Source organism: Solibacillus palustris (assembly GCF_022549215.1).
Classification (GTDB): Bacteria; Bacillota; Bacilli; order Bacillales_A; family Planococcaceae; genus Solibacillus; species Solibacillus daqui.
Window position 1 is genome coordinate 1 of record NZ_JAKZFC010000011.1, and the last position, 20326, is coordinate 20326.

19 protein-coding genes are annotated in these 20326 nt (G+C 39.6%); all 19 read right to left on the reverse strand.

Annotated features, from left to right (window positions below; all coding sequences use genetic code 11):
- Positions 1-448: 448 nt before the first annotated feature.
- The 19 genes from lysS to LZ480_RS18475 all read right to left on the reverse strand — a co-directional run bounded on the left by lysS (position 449) and on the right by LZ480_RS18475 (position 20226).
- Positions 449-1951 (reverse strand): lysine--tRNA ligase, encoded by a 1503-nt coding sequence (gene lysS / locus LZ480_RS18385; protein ID WP_241371004.1) that lies wholly within the window; start codon positions 1949-1951, stop codon positions 449-451.
- Between the two features lie 171 nt (positions 1952-2122).
- The gene (dusB, locus tag LZ480_RS18390; RefSeq protein WP_241371005.1) at positions 2123-3142 is read right to left on the reverse strand and encodes a tRNA dihydrouridine synthase DusB; all 1020 of its coding nucleotides are present in this window, start codon (positions 3140-3142) and stop codon (positions 2123-2125) included.
- A 21-nt stretch (positions 3143-3163) separates the two neighbouring features.
- On the reverse strand, positions 3164-3367 hold the full coding sequence (locus LZ480_RS18395) for a helix-turn-helix domain-containing protein (protein ID WP_241371006.1): 204 nt from the start codon (positions 3365-3367) through the stop codon (positions 3164-3166).
- A complete protein-coding gene (gene folK, locus LZ480_RS18400; RefSeq protein WP_241371007.1) occupies positions 3319-3840 on the reverse strand; it encodes a 2-amino-4-hydroxy-6-hydroxymethyldihydropteridine diphosphokinase in 522 nt (173 codons plus the stop codon). The genes LZ480_RS18395 and folK overlap by 49 nt, the downstream gene beginning before the upstream one ends.
- Positions 3837-4205, reverse strand: a complete 369-nt coding sequence (folB, locus tag LZ480_RS18405) for a dihydroneopterin aldolase (RefSeq protein WP_241371008.1) — start codon at positions 4203-4205, stop codon at positions 3837-3839. The genes folK and folB overlap by 4 nt, the downstream gene beginning before the upstream one ends.
- Positions 4206-4215: 10 nt before the next feature.
- Positions 4216-5076 carry a dihydropteroate synthase gene (gene folP / locus LZ480_RS18410; RefSeq protein ID WP_241371009.1) on the reverse strand — a complete coding sequence of 287 codons (861 nt, stop codon included), beginning with the start codon at positions 5074-5076 and terminating at the stop codon, positions 4216-4218.
- The gene (pabC, locus tag LZ480_RS18415; RefSeq protein ID WP_241371010.1) at positions 5060-5923 is read right to left on the reverse strand and encodes an aminodeoxychorismate lyase; all 864 of its coding nucleotides are present in this window, start codon (positions 5921-5923) and stop codon (positions 5060-5062) included. Before pabC ends, folP begins: the two co-directional genes overlap by 17 nt.
- 11 nt (positions 5924-5934) lie before the next feature.
- Complete coding sequence (gene pabA, locus LZ480_RS18420; RefSeq protein ID WP_241371011.1) at positions 5935-6504, reverse strand: aminodeoxychorismate/anthranilate synthase component II; 570 nt, start codon at positions 6502-6504, stop codon at positions 5935-5937.
- Positions 6501-7910 carry an anthranilate synthase component I family protein gene (locus LZ480_RS18425; protein ID WP_241371012.1) on the reverse strand — a complete coding sequence of 470 codons (1410 nt, stop codon included), beginning with the start codon at positions 7908-7910 and terminating at the stop codon, positions 6501-6503. Before LZ480_RS18425 ends, pabA begins: the two co-directional genes overlap by 4 nt.
- 229 nt (positions 7911-8139) lie before the next feature.
- A complete protein-coding gene (gene cysK, locus LZ480_RS18430; protein WP_241371013.1) occupies positions 8140-9075 on the reverse strand; it encodes a cysteine synthase A in 936 nt (311 codons plus the stop codon).
- A 167-nt stretch (positions 9076-9242) separates the two neighbouring features.
- Positions 9243-10199, reverse strand: coding sequence for a peptidyl-prolyl cis-trans isomerase (locus LZ480_RS18435; RefSeq protein WP_241371014.1), 957 nt, complete (start codon positions 10197-10199; stop codon positions 9243-9245).
- On the reverse strand, positions 10183-11064 hold the full coding sequence (hslO, locus tag LZ480_RS18440; RefSeq protein ID WP_241371015.1) for an Hsp33 family molecular chaperone HslO: 882 nt from the start codon (positions 11062-11064) through the stop codon (positions 10183-10185). Before hslO ends, LZ480_RS18435 begins: the two co-directional genes overlap by 17 nt.
- Before the next feature lie 17 nt (positions 11065-11081).
- A complete protein-coding gene (locus LZ480_RS18445; protein WP_241371016.1) occupies positions 11082-11849 on the reverse strand; it encodes a type III pantothenate kinase in 768 nt (255 codons plus the stop codon).
- Between the two features lie 82 nt (positions 11850-11931).
- Entirely contained in the window at positions 11932-12558 is a 627-nt protein-coding gene (locus LZ480_RS18450; protein WP_241371017.1) for a nitroreductase family protein, read from the reverse strand.
- 12 nt (positions 12559-12570) lie between these two features.
- On the reverse strand, positions 12571-12993 hold the full coding sequence (locus LZ480_RS18455) for a MarR family transcriptional regulator (RefSeq protein WP_241371018.1): 423 nt from the start codon (positions 12991-12993) through the stop codon (positions 12571-12573).
- A gap of 433 nt (positions 12994-13426) precedes the next feature.
- Positions 13427-15454 (reverse strand): ATP-dependent zinc metalloprotease FtsH, encoded by a 2028-nt coding sequence (ftsH, locus tag LZ480_RS18460; RefSeq protein WP_241371019.1) that lies wholly within the window; start codon positions 15452-15454, stop codon positions 13427-13429.
- Positions 15455-15742: 288 nt separating this feature from the next.
- Positions 15743-16285 (reverse strand): hypoxanthine phosphoribosyltransferase, encoded by a 543-nt coding sequence (gene hpt, locus LZ480_RS18465; RefSeq protein ID WP_241371020.1) that lies wholly within the window; start codon positions 16283-16285, stop codon positions 15743-15745.
- A gap of 32 nt (positions 16286-16317) precedes the next feature.
- Positions 16318-17724 carry a tRNA lysidine(34) synthetase TilS gene (gene tilS / locus LZ480_RS18470; protein ID WP_241371021.1) on the reverse strand — a complete coding sequence of 469 codons (1407 nt, stop codon included), beginning with the start codon at positions 17722-17724 and terminating at the stop codon, positions 16318-16320.
- Positions 17725-17865: 141 nt separating this feature from the next.
- Positions 17866-20226, reverse strand: coding sequence for a SpoIIE family protein phosphatase (locus LZ480_RS18475; RefSeq protein WP_241371022.1), 2361 nt, complete (start codon positions 20224-20226; stop codon positions 17866-17868).
- Positions 20227-20326 lie beyond the last annotated feature (100 nt).

Below are 20326 nucleotides of genomic sequence, written 5' to 3' on the forward strand. Positions count from 1 at the left end.
TTGTTATCGTTTATGACAACTTTTATATCTTATCATTTCATTTCTCCGATGTCAACAACTTTCTTAAAAGAATTGTTTCGGACATGTTGTTCTGAAATTAATAACTTTTACACTTTATCATTTTCAAAATAGAAAGTAAAGCTTTTTAAAATAATGTCGTTTTGTTTTAGCGACAAGTAATAATTTATCACACACCAAATTATATTGCAATAGTTTTTAAAGAAAATTATTAATTTCTTTTAAAAGTCTCGTAAACTTATCAACTATACTAACTCTTCATGTCTAATTTAAATGACTGTAAAAAAATAATACGTATTCTAACAACGAATCAATCGTATATAAATACTCATCAAACATTCTATTATTTAACACTTACATAAACATTCTACCTATATGAAGAAAAAAAGGAGAACCCCTTTTATGGATTCTCCAACTTGAATTGCAAATTTTATTTTGAAGTGTGGCGCATTGTTGGGAATAATAGTACATCACGAATTGATGGTGAGTTTGTTAATAGCATAACAAGACGGTCAATACCGATACCTAAACCACCTGTTGGAGGCATACCATATTCTAATGCTTCAATGAAGTCGTTGTCCATTTCATGCGCTTCATCATTACCAGCTTCTTTTTCAGCCATTTGAGCTTCAAAGCGTTCGCGTTGATCGATTGGGTCATTTAATTCTGTGAAGGCATTGGCATGCTCACGACGAACAATAAATAACTCAAAACGATCAGTGAAACGTGGGTCCTCAGAATTTTTCTTCGCTAATGGAGAAATTTCCACCGGGTGACCTGTTACAAATGTAGGTTGAACTAATGTTTCTTCAATTTTTTGCTCAAAGAATTCATTAATGATGTGACCTACTTCATGAGCATCTTTAATTTCTACACCGTGCTCAGCAGCGTGCTTACGTGCTTCTTCTACAGTCATTGGTACCCAGAAGTCTACACCTGTTGCTTCTTTAACCGCATCAACCATGTGTACACGTTTCCAACCGACACCTAATTCAATTGTATCTTCACCGTACTGTACAGAAGTAGAACCTAGTACCTCTTGCGCAACGTGTGCGATTAAGTTTTCTGTTAAGTCCATAATGTCGTTATAATCTGCATATGCTTCATATAATTCAATCATTGTAAACTCTGGGTTGTGACGAGTTGAAATCCCCTCGTTACGGAATACACGGCCGATTTCATATACTTTTTCTAAGCCACCAACGATTAAACGTTTTAAATGTAGCTCGATTGCGATACGCATATATAATTCCATATCTAATGCATTGTGGTGTGTAATGAACGGACGCGCCGCAGCACCACCAGCAATTGTGTGTAGCATTGGTGTTTCTACTTCTAAATAACCGTTATTATCTAAGTAGTTGCGGATTGCACGGATAATTTTTGAACGTAAGATGAATGTCGTTTTTGATTCATCGTTTGTCATTAAGTCTACATAACGTTGACGGTAGCGTTGTTCTACGTCAGTTAAACCGTGAAATTTGTCTGGTAATGGGCGTAATGCTTTTGTTAAGAATGTGAATTCAGTAGCTTTTACTGATAACTCCCCAACTTGTGTGCGGAATACATTCCCTTTTACACCTACGATATCACCAAGATCAGCTTTGTTGAATAATTCGTACGCTTCTTCTCCGATTGCATCTTTACGCACGTAAATTTGAATTTGACCACCTAAATCTTGAATGTGGGCAAAACCAGCTTTCCCTTTACCGCGCTTTGTCATGATTCGGCCGGCAATTACAACTTCGCGTGGATTTTCTTCTAATTGTTCTTTATCAAATCGTTCATTTTCTGCAATGACTTCATTCGATAAATGTGTACGTTCAAAACGGCTACCGAATGGGTCCATACCGTTTTCTTGAATATCCGTCATCTTTTGGCGTCTCACCAAAAGTTGGTCGTTTAATTCTTCGATATTTGACACGTGTATCACTCCTTAATATTTTTGCGCTCCAAAACGGCACAATTGTCCATAATGTTTCTATTGTACAGCATTTCGTTTGTCGATTCATCTGTTTCGAATTAATTCGAAATGTTTAATAATTCTGTGAAATGATTATTATTATACAACAAAAGGCACCTAATAATAGATGCCCTTCTCGTTTTACACTTCTTCTAATAATTTACCATTTGCCTCATATTCTACTACTACACCGTTAATAACCGAACGTAACTCCACTTCTGTTTCAGCCGTGTTAATGGCGTTTCGGATTTTCCCATTACCACGAAGACCTTTTAAGTACCATGATGCATGGCTACGCATTTCACGTACCGCTACCTTTTCTCCTTTTAACGCCTTTAAACGTTCAAAGTGTAATAGGCAAACGTCCATCTTTTCGCGAAGGGATGGCTCTGGTAATAGCTCACCCGTTTCTAAATAACGCACCGTTTGATACATCATCCACGGATTACCTAATGCCGCGCGACCAATCATCACAGCGTCCACACCTGTATGATCGAGCATACGTTTGGCATCTTGGGGTGTTTCCACATCCCCGTTACCAATAAACGGTACAGAAATATGCTTCTTCACTTCTGCAAGTACATCCCAGTTGGCTTTGCCTTCATACATCTGCGCACGTGTACGACCATGCATCGCAATAGCAGATACACCTGCGCGTTCAGCAGCAAGTGCGTTTTCTACAGCAAAAACATGCTCATCATCCCAGCCGATACGCATTTTTACCGATACCGGCTTATCCACTGCGTCCACTACCACTGACACCATCTCATAAATTTTGTTCGGGTCAAGTAACCACTTGGCACCTGCTTCACATTTGATGATTTTATTGACAGGGCAGCCCATATTAATATCGATAATATCCGCTGTTGTATGCTTATCTACAAATTTTGCCGCTTCCACTAAATTTTCTTTGTCTCCTCCGAAAATTTGAAGTGTCATTGGATTTTCACGCTCATCGATATAAAGCATGTCCATCGTTTTTTGATTGCGAATGTTTAACGCTTTATCGCTAATCATCTCTGCGTAAACTAAACCCGCACCAAATTCCTTTACTGTTAAACGGAAGGCTGAGTTACATACACCTGCCATCGGGGCAAGTACGACGCGGTTATCCATGACGATGTCGCCAATTTGGAACGGTTTTTGTTCGATGTTTGACAACGTTTGTCCCTCCATTAAGTGTTAGTCACCTTTCAATTCCTGAATATCTATGTTAAATACATCCGCAATTGATTGAAGTTGCTCCCTACTAGGCAATTTTTCACCTCGTTCAATCCGTCCTAAAATCGTTACAGATATACCAATACGTTTTGCTAGTTCGGTTTGCTGAATTCGCTTTAGCTTTCGGAAGGCACGAATTCGTCGACCGTAGCGATCGTCTTCCACAGCTTGACGCCCTCTTTCTCTATGTCGAATGCTTGATATGCTTTTTGTACGTTTACAAGCATATCACATTCTTCTACTATAATCTCTTTTAATGGTACGAGCACAAAAGCACGTTCGTACATGCGAGGGTGTGGTACAACAAGCTTTTCTGTGTTGTACGTTTCGTTATTGTACAATAGAATATCCAAATCAATAATACGAGGGCCCCAGCGAAATTCACGTACGCGGCCTAAATCATTTTCAATTTGTTGACACACTAACAGTAGCTCATGCGCTGACAAATTTGTTTGTAAGCTTAACGCGATATTTAAAAAATCCGCCTGCTCCGTAAAGCCTACCGCTGCTGTCTCGTAAATCGATGACACTTCCGTTACGATAATTGCTTCATGCGCCAATAGCATACGCACGGCATCTTGTAAGTTTTGTTCGCGCTCACCTATATTTGTGCCAATCGATAAATATGCTACCTTCATACGAATTGCCCTCGCGTAATTTCAACAGCCACTTCCTTATAATGCCCTGGAATTGGTGGGTCCGGCTTTACAACTTCCACGCGGCAGCCAAACACTTGTCCCTCGTATTTCGTTAGTATCTGTGTCGCAATCGCTTCGGCAACCGCTTCAATTAATTTATAAGGCTTTCCTTCAATTACTTCCTTACATATATCGTACACACCTACATAGCTAACGGTATCGTCTAACTCATCGGTCTCACCTGCACCTTTGATATCTACCGCTAATGACACATTGGCACGAAAGCGTTGGCCTAATACGTTTTCCTCTGGTAATACCCCATGATAACCAAAAAACTGCATATCTCTTAAATGAATATAATCCATACAGAACTCCTTAATGTCTTGGTGCTAATTCACCTTGTACTTCGAATTTCCCTACTAGCGCGTCCATCATTTTGACAGTTCGCGCAATTTCTTTTACGTCATGCACCCGCATAAGATGACAACCCTTTTGTACACCGAATGCACATGTAGCGGCAGTTCCTTCAACACGCTCATCTACAGGTAAATCCAGTACCGCGCCGATCATACGTTTACGTGATGTTGCAAGTAGTACCGGATAGCCCAGCGCAACAAGCTCATCTAAGCGCTGCATTGTTTCGATACTTTGCGCTAAGTTTTTGACAAAACCAATGCCCGGATCTAACATAATGTGCTCAGCTGGTACACCGGCTTTTTTCACGATTTCAATACTTTCCTTCATATCTTGTAAAAAGTCATTAAAATAATCCCCATATACATCATTATCACGGTTATGCATTAAAAAAATTGGCACATTTAGCTCCGCCGCAACTTGTGCCATATGTGGATCGGCCTTTGCTCCCCAAATATCGTTAATCATATGTGCACCCGCTTTAATCGCTGCGCGTGCTACATTTGATTTATACGTATCAATTGAAATAATTGCCGGTACTTCCTTCACTAGTGCTTCAATGACCGATACCACACGTGCAATTTCTTCTTCATCAGAAATACGTGTATAGCCTGGACGCGTCGATTCGCCGCCTACATCAATAATTTTTGCTCCATCTGCGACCATCTTTTTCGCTTGGGCTACAGCCTTGTCGATCGAATTAAACTGGCCACCATCTGAAAACGAATCTGGCGTAACATTTAGTATCCCCATGACAAATGTTTCTTTGTAAAAATCTAATTCAATATTATTCAGCGTTAACGTTTTATAATTTTCTAGCATTGCGCTCTCCTAAATTGGTTACAATTTTTTCGATATAGGCATTATGCAGCTTTTGATAAATATGCCCTTCACTACCTGCAAACCGAACATTACCTATGTGTGATATCGGCACGAGTTCCTGCACAGCAGTTGTAATAAAGCATTCATCTGCCTGCTCAAGCTCCCACTTTAAAAAGCTACCTTCTCTTACTTGGATTCCTATTAACGCTGCAAGCTCAATGACAAGTGCACGCGTAATACCAGGTAAAATACCTATTTTTGTGGAAGGTGTATATAGTATACCGTCTTTTATCCAAAAAATATTTGACGTAATCCCCTCAGCTACAACACCACGTGCATCCGTAAAAAAACCTTCATGTGCTGCTAGGCTTGGCAGTTCCATGCGCGCACGTACGTTATTTCCATAATGATGACTTTTGTGACGCTGTTCTTGTTCAGGCGAATTACGCAAAGTTTTTAACCAAACTGCCTCTTTTTCAGTACCACGCTTTACTTGTGGAAGCTCCTTACGAAACAAAATAACAGTTGGCTCCACATATTCTGAAGGTGCTAACCCAATTGCATGCGGTCCTGCCGAAACATTTAAACGGAAATAGCCTTCATTTCCATCTTGTGCATTCAACTGTTCAATAATTTGTTTTATTTCTTGTAAGCTATAAGGAAATTGAATACGATACTCCTTTAATGCCTCTAGTAAACGTCCGAAATGGAGTGGTAAAAATACCGCTTTTCCCTTATATGTACGAAATGTTTCAAAAAAGCCAAGCCCATATAAAAAACCATGATCAAACGGTGAAATGCGTAAATCCTGTTCTTCGATAAATTGTCCGTTCATCCAACAAAGCATCCTCATTCCTCCTAGCAATAGTTTTCAATAAACGTTTTTAAAAGTAACTTACCATCCTCCGTCATAATCGACTCTGGGTGATACTGTACACCTTCAATCGCAAATTCCTTATGGCGCAATCCCATAATTTCGCCTTCTTCAGTCCAGGCTGTTACTTCTAAACAATCCGGTAATGTTGTTGGTTCTACAATAAGTGAATGATATCTTGTTGCTAAAAAGGGATTATTATTTTTAGCATGCAAGCCGATTTCTTTATGATGCACTGGGGACGTTTTACCGTGCATTAAACGTTTGGCGCGAACAACATCACCACCAAATACTTGTGCAATCGCTTGATGTCCTAAGCAAACTCCTAGAATTGGAATTTTCCCAGCAAAATATTCAATGATATTTAGGCTTTGACCCGCTTCATTTGGTGTACATGGCCCTGGCGAAATAACGATCATCTTCGGATTTAACTGCTTAATTTCTTCAATAGTAACGGTATCATTACGCTTAACGACTAATTCATAGCCAAACTCCCCGAAATATTGCACTAAGTTATACGTAAACGAATCATAATTATCAATCATTAAAATCATTTGTTCACCTCTTCTGCCATCGCTTTTGCTTGCCACATTGCCTTTGCTTTATTCATTGACTCCACATATTCATTTCCCGGAACCGAATCGATAACAATTCCCGCACCCGCTTGAATATATGTTACATCATCTTGAATAAACGCTGTTCGAATTACGATATTTAATTCTAAATCACCTGTATAGCCAATCCATCCAATCGAACCAGTATAAAGTCCTCGACGCACGGGCTCAAGCTCCTCAATAATTTCCATCGTACGAATTTTCGGCGCACCGGTAATTGTGCCACCTGGGAACATCGCACGAATCACATCGGCATTTGATTTGTTAGGTGCTACTTGGCCGCGTACATTGGACACGATATGCATGACATGCGAGTAATACTCAATGACCATGAACTCATTGACTTCCACTGTGCCGTACGCGCTCACTCGCCCTAAGTCATTTCGTTCTAGGTCTACGAGCATCACATGTTCAGCTCGCTCTTTTTCGTGCTCGATCAGCTCATTGGCAAGCGCTAAATCTTCTGCTTCCGATGCTCCACGTGGACGCGTACCAGCAATCGGACGCGTTGATAATTCTTTACCTTTTTTCTTTACGAGTAATTCTGGTGAGCCACTGACAACAGCAAAATGTTCACTTTCAATGTACCCCATATACGGTGATGGATTAAACGAGCGTACTGCCTCGTACATTGTAATGGGTGTTGCCGATAGTTTTTTTGCCTGACGTACCGACAAGTTCACTTGGAATACATCACCTTGTCCGATGTAGTCTTGAATTTTCCCGACGGCTGCCTCAAAGTCTGCACCAGCAAATGATACTTGTAATTCACTTTCATCTTGCACTACATTTGTTGCGGCCTCTTGATTAAAGTTGCGCAATGTCATCCCTGTAGTAGCTGCTTGTTCCCATTTATGTTGCCACTGTTGTAAATCCATTTCGCTCGTCGCAAACTTCATCAGAGTGACTTCATTTGTCGCAACATTATGAACTGCCCAATGGTCGAACAAATAAAAATAAATGTCTGGCACATGTAAATCATTTATCGCTACTTCTTCAAACACTTCAATCGTGCGCGCATAATCATACGAAATAAAACCAATCGCCCCACCTTGAAAATCTGGTAGTTCCACATTTGCTTCGATTTCATATTGCTTAATAAATTGTTCAAGTTGCGATAACGCTTCCCCGTATCTGACTTCTGTTTCGTCATTTCCCCAGGTAATCTGTAAACCATTTTCTATAGATTGCGCTGTCGCAAATGGACCCCATGCAGCAATTGAATAATGGCCACCGCGCCCGCTTTCTAAAAATACGCGTTGTGTTACATTTGCAGTCTGTTGTTTAAAGCTATAAAAAAACTCATCTTTCGTCATCGGAAATACGTGCGTTGCAAGTTGCTGCATATTATATCCACCTTCTTTTAACTATTTGCTTTAATTAAACTTGAAAGTACTGAAAATTGCTAGAGAAATGCGATTTTCCACATTAGAAAAACGCAAAACCCGCCAAAGCAACACGATTTAATGGCTTCTCTTATATAAATCCCCTTAAATGATTCATATTTTTCCGCCCATTAGAAAAAGCCATCCTAGTAAAATATCTCTACTAGAATGGCTATTAGTTTGCTATCAGTTAGTCTTCGAATTGGTATAAAGGAGTTGATAAGTAACGCTCACCATTTGATGGGATGATCGCTACTACGTTTTTCCCTTTACCTAAACGTTTAGCTGTTTCAATTGCTGCATAAATCGCTGCACCAGATGAAATCCCCGCTAAAATACCTTCTTCACGTGCCACTTTACGTGCGTTTTCGAATGCTACTTCGTTTTCTACTGGGAATACTGACGTATATATTTCTGTATCTAATACGTCTGGTACGAAACCAGCACCAATACCTTGAATTTTGTGTGGACCAGGGTTACCACCAGAAAGTACTGGAGAATCTTTTGGCTCTACTGCGATAATTTCAATTGCTGGGAATTTTTCTTTTAATACTTCACCTGCGCCAGTAATTGTACCACCCGTACCAACACCAGCAACAAATGCGTCTACTTGTAAGCCATCCGCTTCAAATGCCTCTACGATTTCTGGACCTGTCGTTAAACGGTGAATTTCAGCATTTGCTTCATTTTTAAATTGTTGTGGTAAGAAGTAGCCCTCAGAAGCTGATAATTCCTCTGCTTTTGCGATAGCGCCTTTCATACCTTCTGGACCAGGTGTTAATACTAAATCTGCACCGTAAGCACGTAAAAGGTTGCGACGCTCTAATGACATTGTTTCTGGCATTACTAAAATCGCTTTGTAGCCTTTTGCTGCTGCGATCATTGCAAGGCCGATCCCTGTGTTACCTGAAGTTGGCTCGATAATTGTGCCACCTGGTTTTAATGTACCGTCTTTTTCAGCTGCTTCGATCATCGCTAAAGCTAAACGGTCTTTTACTGATGAACCTGGGTTGAAGTATTCTAATTTTACGTATACATTCCCGTCGTTTTCGCCTGTTGCATTGTTTAGTTTTACGATTGGTGTGCGACCCACTAATTCAGCCACAGAGTTTACTAATTTACTCATAATTCAATATCCCCTCTCAATCCCTACCAAGTTAATAGGTTTTACTTAATTTTAATCTTAACAGTCTCGTGAAATGTTGTCAATTATTTGCATAAATTTTTCGAAAATTATTCTTACCCTTATTTAAAAAAATACGACACACCATTTTTGGCATGTCGTATTGGAAGTTATTTTTTTGCTTCGCCGTAAATCCACACAGCATCAAATTCTGCCCAGAAAGCCTCTGGTGTAATAGAAGGTGGAAGTTGTTCTAGAGCTAATTGACGTTTTACGTGTTGAGATACCTCATCATAAGAGAACGAGTGCCCCTCAACGATTTCCGAAACAGTCACAATCGCATATCGACCATCTTGTAACACAAATGGTTTTGATGTTTCTTGCTCTTTTAATTGTTGTACCTCTTTAGAAATAGCCGTGTCTAATGAAGACTGCTCAGAAGAGACAAAGCCAATATCCCCACCTAAGCTCGCTGATGCAGCATCCATTGAATGCTCACGTGCTAAAACATCAAATTCCGAGCCGTTTTTTAATTCCTTTTCAACGCGTTCAGCATCTTCTTTAGAATTCACAACAATTAGACTGGTACGGAATGTTGTTGGGATATTATAGAAAGACTGGTTTTCTTCATAATAGCTCTCCGCTTCCTCGTCTTCTACAACAACATCATTTGTCAGCACTTTATCTAAAATTAACTGTGCACGTATTTTTTGTCGTAATTGGTCAGTTGATAAACTATGTAAAGTCGTGTCGTTTGCATCTTGTGCCGAACGTAGCAATGCGATTTCTAAATCAATTTCTTCTTCGCTCACTTTAATTTTATATTTGTCTGCGGCTTTTTCCATGACCGCCTCATTGACTAAATCACGAAGCGTTTCTTTCCCAAAGCGGCTCTCCATTGCGGCAAGCCATTGCTGGCGTGTAATGGCCTCTCCGTCAACGGTAGCGATAGACTCGCTACCGTTTTCTAATGACGGAACGTCAGAAGGGAGTAACCATACCACAAACCATAATATATTTCCGATAAACAAGATAAGTAATAGTAGTAACGTTGGTTTGGTTTTTAAGCGTCGTTGTGTATACGGTACATTTTCTGGTGTTTGGTGTAAATTACGATTGGATTTCATCGATGAAACCTTCAAGCTCTTTTTGATCGAAGTAATATTTTTCTAAACAGAAGTGACATTGTGCTTCTGCTCCTCCATCTTCATCAATCATTTCTTGAATTTCATTGACACCTAAACCGATAATCGCTGCACCGAAACGCTCTTTTGAACATTGACATTGAAATTGAACAGGTAATGTTGAAAGAATTTGTACATTGCCTTCGCCTAATACGGCAGTTAAAATTTGCTCTGGTGAATATCCTTTTTCAATCATTTTTGAAACGGGCTCAATAGAAGATAAACGCTTTTCGATTTCATCAATTGTTTCCTCATCACAACCTGGCATTAATTGAATAATGAAGCCCCCAGCAGCTAAAATTGTGTTGTCTGGGTTTACTAATACACCTAAACCTACTGATGAAGGCACTTGCTCAGATGATGCGAAGTAGTAAGTGAAGTCTTCGGCAACCTCCCCTGAAACGATTGGTGTTTGACCTGAGAACATATCACGTAGCCCTAAATCTTTTACAACTGTTAATGTACCCTCACTCCCTACACCAGCACGTACATCTAATTTTCCATGTTCGTTTAAATCAAAGTGTACATGTGGGTTTGTTACGAAACCACGCACATCACCTTTTGCATCCGCATCGATTACCATCGGACCGATTGGACCGTTCCCTTCAATTTTAACTGTAATTTTATCATCACCTTTTAACATTGCACCCATCATAACAGCCGCAGTCATTGAACGACCTAATGCTGCTGAAACGACTGGCCACGTGTTATGACGGTGTTGTGCTTCGCTTACAGTTTCTGTTGTTTTCGTTGCAAATGCACGTACTTGTCCGTCAAATGCAATTGCTCTTACTAAGTAGTCTTTCATGTTGAAATTCCTCTTTTCTACTGATTTCTTTTATAAATAATATGCAAGCCCTTTAAAGTTAAAAACGGATCTACAATATCAATCACTTGTGTTTCTTGCGTAATAAGTTTCGCTAACCCGCCCGTCGCGACAACAAGTGGCTCGATTTTGCTTTGGGCTTTCATGCGATTAACGATACCCTCTACTTGCCCAATAAATCCATAAAAAATACCTGCCTGCATCGCAGCAATTGTATTTTTGCCAACAACTTGCTCGGTTTTCATGATTTCGATACGCGGTAATTTTGATGCACGGGCAAACAAGGCCTCTGTAGAAATCGCTATGCCTGGTGCGATTGCTCCCCCCATATACGTACCTTGTTCATTTAAATAGCAATACGTAATGGCCGTCCCAAAATCTACGACAATTAGCGGTTTACCGCCATATTGAGCGAGCGCTGCCACTGCATTGACAATACGATCTGCTCCGACTTCACGAGGGTTTTCATACTTAATATTTAAACCGGTTTTTACGCCTGGTCCTACTACAAGCGGTGCAATATGGAAATACTTACGGCACATTGCTTCTAGCGCAAACATAATTGGGGGAACTACTGATGATATAATAATCCCTGTCATTTGTTCAAACGCTAATCCTTCATGCGTAAAAAACGCCTTCAACTGCATTGCATATTCATCTTCTGTTTTTCGCGGGTCCGTCTCCATACGCCAATGGTAACGAAGCTGATCTTGCTCGTAAACACCTATAATGATGTTAGAATTTCCTGCATCCATTACTAATATCATGCTCGTCACCTACTTTTAAAGTATTCTATGCAAAAATGATACCATAGTTGAACGCTTCGATTATAGTCACTAATACGCTTCCTTAAATAAAACGCGTAATTTTTTCTAATGCGAGACGTGAAGTGCTGTGTGCTGGAATTTCCGCTTCACCTAAAGCGATTAATACAATCGGTATTTCGTTGGCTGGTAAATTAAAATATTGTGCAAATTGTACTTTATTGAAGCCACCCATTGTTACTGTGTCATAGCCCATTTCTTTTGCTAAAAGCATTAATTGCATCGAAACAAGCCCTGCATCAAACGAAATAATACTTTTTAATACATCTTGTGGCAATGAGCTATACAGTTTGCGAGAATTAGCAATCATCATATCCGCAACGTCCTGTGGCATAGCGCCTAACTCTACATTAGCTTGATAAATTTCCTCAGAACGCTCATACATTTCTAAATCACCTAACACCGCAATTAATGCCGAGCACGTTGCAACTTGTTGTTGATTATTTGCAATCGGTAACAGTTCATTTTTTACGTCTTGGTCTTGGATTACTAAAAAACGCCAAGGCTGCATATTGCTTGATGAAGGTGCTGAAATCGCATCTTCAATTAATTGGTGCAACACTTCTTGTGGAATCGTTACACCCTCTTTATATTTACGAACAGATTTTCTTGCATACATAAGATTTTTTGCTGATGTTATTGTCGTTGTCATGAGTAATCCCTCTTATCTTTCGTATTGGTCACTATTTTGTTGTAAACGCTGTAGTAAGTTATTTAGTAGCTCTAATTCTTGCTGTGAAAAATTGTACGCCAACTGATCTAAATAGTGATTTTTTCCTTTTTGACAGTACATTAATTGGTTCCGTCCCGCTTCAGTAATACTTACGAGCACTTCTCGATTATTTTTTTCGTTACGGTTGCGTTCAACAAGCTGTTCATCTTCTAGCAGTTTTAAATGTCTTGTAATCGCTGCTTGGTCGATTTGCAGTGCTTGTTTTAAAATTTGCTGAGATACCGTTCCTTTGTTGATGAGAGTGAACAAAAGCTCATAGCGCGTCATACTAATGTCTGTTTGTTGTTCAAACTGTTTTGTTACTTGCCGATCAATTGCCTTCATTAATAAAATAATTTGTTTCAATTGCTCCATAGTTGCTTGAAGAACTCCTTTCCTCACCAATTACAACAGCTCGGTAGGATATCAAATACGCCCCAGCGTAATTGCGTCCAGATTTTTTTCGAGCTCTTTCGAAAAACCCCTTTAAAAATCTGTGACATCTGCCAGAGACTTTAGGTCAACATAAAGTTGATGACAAAGGCGTTGTCACAGGACGTGACGCTTTTATCCTTTATTTTCCTATTCATCCGGGGTTTGACCTCCACTGAATGAAGGTTATACTTTGGCAGTCACCCCCATTTATAGAAGTGGGGGACTTTTGCTGGAGCAAGTTTAACACAAGACTAATCAACTGTTGACTAGTCAATTATAAAAGAAATATTATAGAACGCAAATCATATGCTTTTTTGAAATAAAAAAAAACGATTTCCTTGAATAATTCAAGGAGATCGTTTTTGTTCATGCATTATTGTTTTGGACGGTCTTCATTGATGCCTTGTGGGCGCTCTGGCGAAGCGTCTTGTGGTAAATCTTCTACTGTTGGTGACTTCACTTCACCTATTACCTCTTTGTTGATTGAAACATTACCAGCAGTTTCAACTGTCGGTGTTGCTTCTTTCTCTTTTTCTAGAGATACTGGCTCTGCTTCAGCCTCGACAACTGGAAGTGTACCATGATCACGTAAATGCTCGATTTCTTGTGCGTTTAATGTTTCTTTCGTCATTAACGTGTTGGCAATTAAATCAAGTAATTGACGATTTTCCGTTAGGATACGTTTTGTACGTGCATATTGCTCGTCAACGATACGTTGTACTTCTTTATCGATTTCGTAAGCAATTGTATCCGAGTAGTTTTGATCTGAGCCAAAATCACGACCTAAGAACGGATTACCACCTTGGTTTGAACCGTATTGAACCGCTCCTAAATTACTGCTCATCCCATACTCTGTTACCATCGCACGTGCAATGCTCGTTACTTTTTGGAAGTCATTATGTGCACCTGTTGAAACTTCACCAAGTACGATTTCTTCCGCAACACGTCCACCTAATAAACCAGCGATACGGTCAAGTAACTCTTGTTTTGTTGTAAAGAAGCGCTCTTCCTTTGGTAACATAATCGCGTAACCACCCGCTTGACCACGTGGTACGATTGTTACTTTGTGAACAGTATCGGCTTCGTCTAATTCTAAGCCAACAACAACGTGACCCGCTTCGTGGAATGCCACAAGTTTTTTCTCTTTTGGAGAGTAAACACGACTCGCCTTTGCTGGACCAGCGATGACGCGGTCAGAGGCTTCGTCGATGTCTGCCATGTTAATTGATTTTTTGTTTTTACGAGCAGCAACAAGAGCAGCTTCGTTTAATAAGTTTTCTAAATCGGCACCCGAGAATCCTGGTGTACGTTGTGCAACAGCAGCTAAATCAACTGCATCTGATAACGGCTTGTTGCGTGCATGTACTTTAAGAATTGCTTCACGGCCTTTTACATCAGGGTGTCCTACCGTAATTTGACGGTCAAAACGACCAGGACGCAATAACGCTTTATCTAGAATATCTGGGCGGTTTGTTGCCGCGATGATAATAATACCTTCGTTAGCTCCGAAACCATCCATTTCAACTAGTAATTGGTTTAATGTTTGTTCACGCTCATCGTGACCACCACCAAGACCAGCACCACGTTGACGACCTACTGCATCAATCTCATCGATGAAAATGATACATGGTGCATTTTTCTTCGCGTTCTCAAATAAGTCACGAACACGAGATGCACCAACACCAACGAACATTTCTACGAAGTCAGAACCTGAAATCGAGAAGAATGGTACGCCTGCTTCACCAGCTACCGCACGTGCAAGTAATGTTTTACCTGTACCTGGAGGACCTACAAGTAGAATCCCTTTAGGAATACGCGCACCGATATCCGTGAATTTGCGGTGATCTTTTAAGAAGTCTACTACTTCAACAAGCTCTTGCTTTTCTTCATCAGCACCCGCTACATCGTTGAAGCGAACTTTTTTCTTCGAGTCATCAAATAGCTTTGCCTTTGATTTACCGAAGTTCATTACCTTATTACCGCCACCTTGTGACTGGCTTAATAAGAAGAAGAACAGAATAATAATAATGACAAATGGAATGATGCTCGTAAGGAACGTTACGAATCCACTTGTTTGGGCCGCTTCTAAAACTTCAACACCTGGGTATTTACCCGCTTGAATTTGTGTGATGCGATCTACCGAAGTTTGGTCATTTTGCAGAATATTTACTGTAAATGTTTCGCCCTCTTCAGCGCCCTTCATATGACCTACGATTTTATACACGCCTCGTTCAGGCTGAATTGTGATGGAATCCACTTTATCACTTTCAAGCGCCTCAAAAAATGCGTAATATTCTAGGTTTTCAGTTGTCTTTTTACCACCACTAAATGTTCCAAAAATCCCGATAATCACGAGAAAAATTAGTAAATAAAATATGGTGTATCGAAATATTCGATTCATCCCCAGCCTCCTCACAACGTTACAGAAAAACTATAAGTAAAATCTTAACATACGTTGAAAAATTGATACAATGAAAAGCACCAAGTATTTTAAATGTTCAAGTGAATTATGACAAAATCCGCTCAATTACCAACCGAACTCCCAAATTCGTCCAAGTTAATCAATTACGCCTCGGCGTAATTGCGTCCAGATTTTTCAAGCTCGCTTGAAAAATTCCCCTAAAAAATCTGTGACATCCGCAGGAGCTTAACTTGATTCAGCTGGGGTTTGAACCCCCGCTGAATCAAGTTAAAATGAGTATACTTCGCGTTTTAAAATTCCGATGTATGGTAAGTTACGATATTTCTCTGCGTAATCTAGACCGTATCCTACTACAAATCCATCTGGTACTTCGAAGCCAACAACATCTGCCTCTAAGTTTACTTTACGACCAGATGGCTTATCTAATAATGTTACGATTTTAATTGATTTTGCTTTACGGTATTTAAATAAATCCACCAAATAGCTCAATGTTAAACCACTATCGATAATATCCTCGATAATTATAACGTCACGGCCTTCAACACTTGTATTTAAGTCTTTCAAAATTTTTACTTCTCCAGACGAAACCGTTGCGTTACCATACGAAGATACATCCATGAAATCTAACTCAACGTAAGAATCAAAACGTTTCATTAAATCTGTCATGAAAGGCATAGCCCCTTTTAATACACCTACCGCTAATGGGAAGCTATCTTTGTACTCTTCTGTTAATTGTGCACCTAGTTCTTTAATACGCTCCTGGATTTGTTCTTCTGAAATCACTATTTTTTCAATATCATTTTGAATCATGGGTAGATTCCTCCTTAGATTATTTCAACATTCTAATAACATTCATCGCTTTCCACAATAAGTACACAATCATGCTTGGCCAATTTTACGTTGGAAAATTTATTGTTTAAGCGTACAGCTAATAAAGCTATCGGCTCGCCATTTGAATCGACTAATAACGGCCAATTGGCTCTTTTAATGAAAGGAATCTTGTCATCAATAAAAATGCGAGATACTTTTTTCTTTTGCTGCATACCTTGTAGTGCAAGGCGATCCCCTTTTTCAGGAGCTCTTACAATGAGCGGAATTGCCATCGAGGAAGCAGAGAAATATTTTGGTTGATGCTGTTGTAGAAACGCATCATCGCATTGTGCAAGCTCCCCAATAAACATTCGAATAGATCCAAATGTATACCATTTATTGAATGTAAGCTGTTGCTGTTTGAGCGAACTATTTCTTTGCTTTTGTTCAAATACAATTTCATCGTAATGACGGCGTGCAATAAAATTCTCAGGTAAATCGACTGAACGGCTACCTTCAGACGTATCAAATAACGCCAAAATGGCCGTACAAAGTGCATAGCTTTGAATTGTATTCGATTGGTTATAAAGATAATTTAATAGTATTAAAATGAGCCTTCTTTGTAAAGCAAGTGGTTCATTTTGTAACGTAGAAACCGATACTTTATAACAATTTGCATCAATTCTTTCGAAAAGATGTGAAAAACGGTCTTGTGCAAGTTGCATTAATAATAAATCATCGGCAATAAGCTGCTGCGAAATCTGTACTGCATGCTCTGATACCAATGCATTTTCCCGTTTTAATAACGGGACAATATGATGGCGAAAACGATTCCGTGTATACGCATCTTTTGCATTACTTGCATCTTCACGATACGTAAGTGCTTCGCTATGTAAATATTCCCCTATTTGCGCTTTTGTAACCGCTAAAAATGGGCGAATAACAAATTGTTGTGCAAATGAACGAATCGGCAAAATTCCCTTTAAGCCATTTAACGAGCTCGCCTTTGTTAAAGCCATGAGCATTGATTCTAATTGGTCATCCGCATGATGTGCCGTTACAAGCTTTGTGAATGCATGCTCTTGCATTAGTTGGTCAAAAAATTGATAGCGCTCTCGGCGGCAAATGGCTTGTGTATTGCCTCCCTCCTGTTCGTAAATCGATGCAATGGGAATGGCACAGCTATAAACCGGTATCGCAAAATCATTACAATACTGTTCCACAAATAAACGATCTTGAGCTGAAACCTCTCCACGCAGCATATGATCCACATGTGCGACTGCTATATCAATCTGCAGATAATGGCGAAAGCGCTGAAAAAAAGAGAGAAGCGCCATTGAATCAACGCCTCCCGAACAAGCTATCAATAATTTATCTCCTTGCTGTATGAGCTGAAGTTCTTTCATATATGCTAATACACGATGCTCTAAACTATGCATCAAATTCACCCCATTTTCAATTACGCCTCGGCTAACTTTTGTCCAGATTTTTTAAACCGCTTGAAAAATCCCCCTAAAAAATCTGTGACATTCACCGGGGTTCAAATTGATTCAGCCGGGGTTTCCCCCCGCTGAATCAATTTAAACGACATTGGTCGGTCGAAAAACATGCCACGGCTTTGCTACATGTTGCAAACGAAACAGCATGACAGTACAATCGTCAGTTATTTCATACTTCTGCTTATAATGCGTCATACAATCAAATAATGCGACTTGAATCGATGCACCTTGTGCTAAACTTTCACGAATCGCTGATATAAATCGCTTTTCCTGCACATCCCATTGCTCTAATGCCGTGAATAAGCCGTCTGATACCATTAAAATAACATCTTCTGCACGGAGTTTCACCAATTCTGTATCGACAGCAAAGTCCGGTAAAAATCCTATTGGAGCACATGTACTCTCTACTTTAAATAATTCGTCGCCACGCAGCACATACGTCGTCATACCGCCCGCTTTCCAACACCACAAATTGCCAAACTGTAAATCAACAAGTGCAAAATCCATCGTGGCATACATATCCGAATCATTTTTAAGCGATAAAACGTAGTGCATCGTATGCATTGCCGTTTCTGGGTCTAGATTATAAGCTAAGCATTGCTGCAACATATGAATTAAACGTTCGCTTTCTTCTTGCGCTGACTGATTTCTCCCCATTCCATCCGATAGCATCATTGCCATTAAACCTTTATGCAGTGGAAAAACCCGATAGGAGTCGCCCGAAATAGCATGATCTTTATAAGAATACGTATATACATCATACTCCAATTGATAGCGAATTGCTGAACGAAACTTTAACTGTCGGTAAAAAATCGGATGACGTTGTTCACTTATAAGCTCCCCCTGCATTGGTTCGTGAAACCATTCAAACAAATTCTTTTCAAGTGCTTGCATCAATCCTTGTAAATCGCCTTCATCAGCCATATAAAAATTGATTTCACGCTCGCCGATTTCATTGTTTTGCCATTCAATATGCAAGCACTTTAAGCCTTGCTCTATTAAAAACTGCTGTAATTGATTCGATGTTTCTGGAGCATCTAGCTCTTTTTGCTGATGCTGTAGTAATTGCTGTAAATGCTCCGTTAAATCTCTTAATTGAAGCGCAATCATCTTTTTACCATGATAAAACTGACGCTCCATTTGCTCTTTTTGTAATGCCGCTTGGAGCTCCTCTAGTAATTTTCCAGATTTGATACATTTGCTTTTCAATTGTTCTTCTGCACGCAACCATGTTACGGGCTTCGAACTACGTCTTGCTAAACGCCAATTTTCTATAATTGGCACCATTTCTTGCTCGCCACCAAAGCATTGCGCACGGCGAAAACAGCTTGAACAAATTAAAAATGGCTCATTATGTGTAGGTTGATTTGTTGTTGCTGCTACATCTTTTGTAAATCGCTCGAATACAAGTTCATTCATAAAAAACGCAAAGTGTTGAAATTGTTGTAATTGTTGCTCCACCATTTCATTACGATGAATGCGAACAACAGGTGTTGTTTGTTGCGTATAGTAATCTCGACACTCTTGCAAGAAACTCTTTGGCAAAAGCAAAAATAAAATTACACCCGTTATACTTGATAAAAAGTACACGCTATCGAGTGGCAACGTAGCATCGTAAAAAAAGAAAAACACACTCGGCAGCAAGCTAAAAACCGCAAGAACTACACGCCCATAAAGTTGTACAAAGCTCGCAACTAACCCGCTACACGCATACAATATCATCATCCCTGTAAATGATAAGTCTGCCAAACCAATTAAAAATCCAAGGGCTAACGTCAAAACAACAGTCGCCCCTATTGTGGATGTAAACGCCACAATACAAATCACTAATTGCAGCATAATTTGTGGTAACGAAAAATATACTACGACAAGTTCCTTCATACCAACAATCAAACTGGCTAAAATGAATACAGCTGCAACCATTTTATGTTTTGTCCATTCATCATTTCGCGCACCTTTAATTGGTACAAGTTGATTTAAAAAAAACAAGATCATAAGGGCAAACAAGCTTTCATAAACAACTGAAGCAATTACCAACACCGTCGGCAACCCACCATTAAGCACTATTTGCCAAAGTATTGGCACAGCCAAAACCGCTGTTAGTAACTGTGCATAGACTGAAATTTTTACATATGGGAAACGGTGTAATCCCTCTAGCCATAACAATTGTAAGAGAACCAACATCCCTTGACCAAACCCTAATAAAAACGTCCCCAAAAGTCCGCCGATTAATACGAATTTTTGAGAGTTCGGTAACTTTTCCCTTAGTACGAGCCAAAGCGGTAAAAATAATGGGACAATCGTTTCAAAAAATACTGCCTGCGCAAAGCAAAAGGCAATAAATAAAATACTTACCGCAAACAACTGCTTTCTACTGTTTAATTCATCGAGTTTTAAACTAGGAAACATTTTTTCTTCTTGCTGACGATTGATTGTAACCACTATACTCACCTTTTCTTTTTGTCGCTATTATAGAAAAGATGCAATTAGAATTTTGTCTGTTTATAGTAGCCTCATAAAAAAAACGTTCGACGATTTTTTT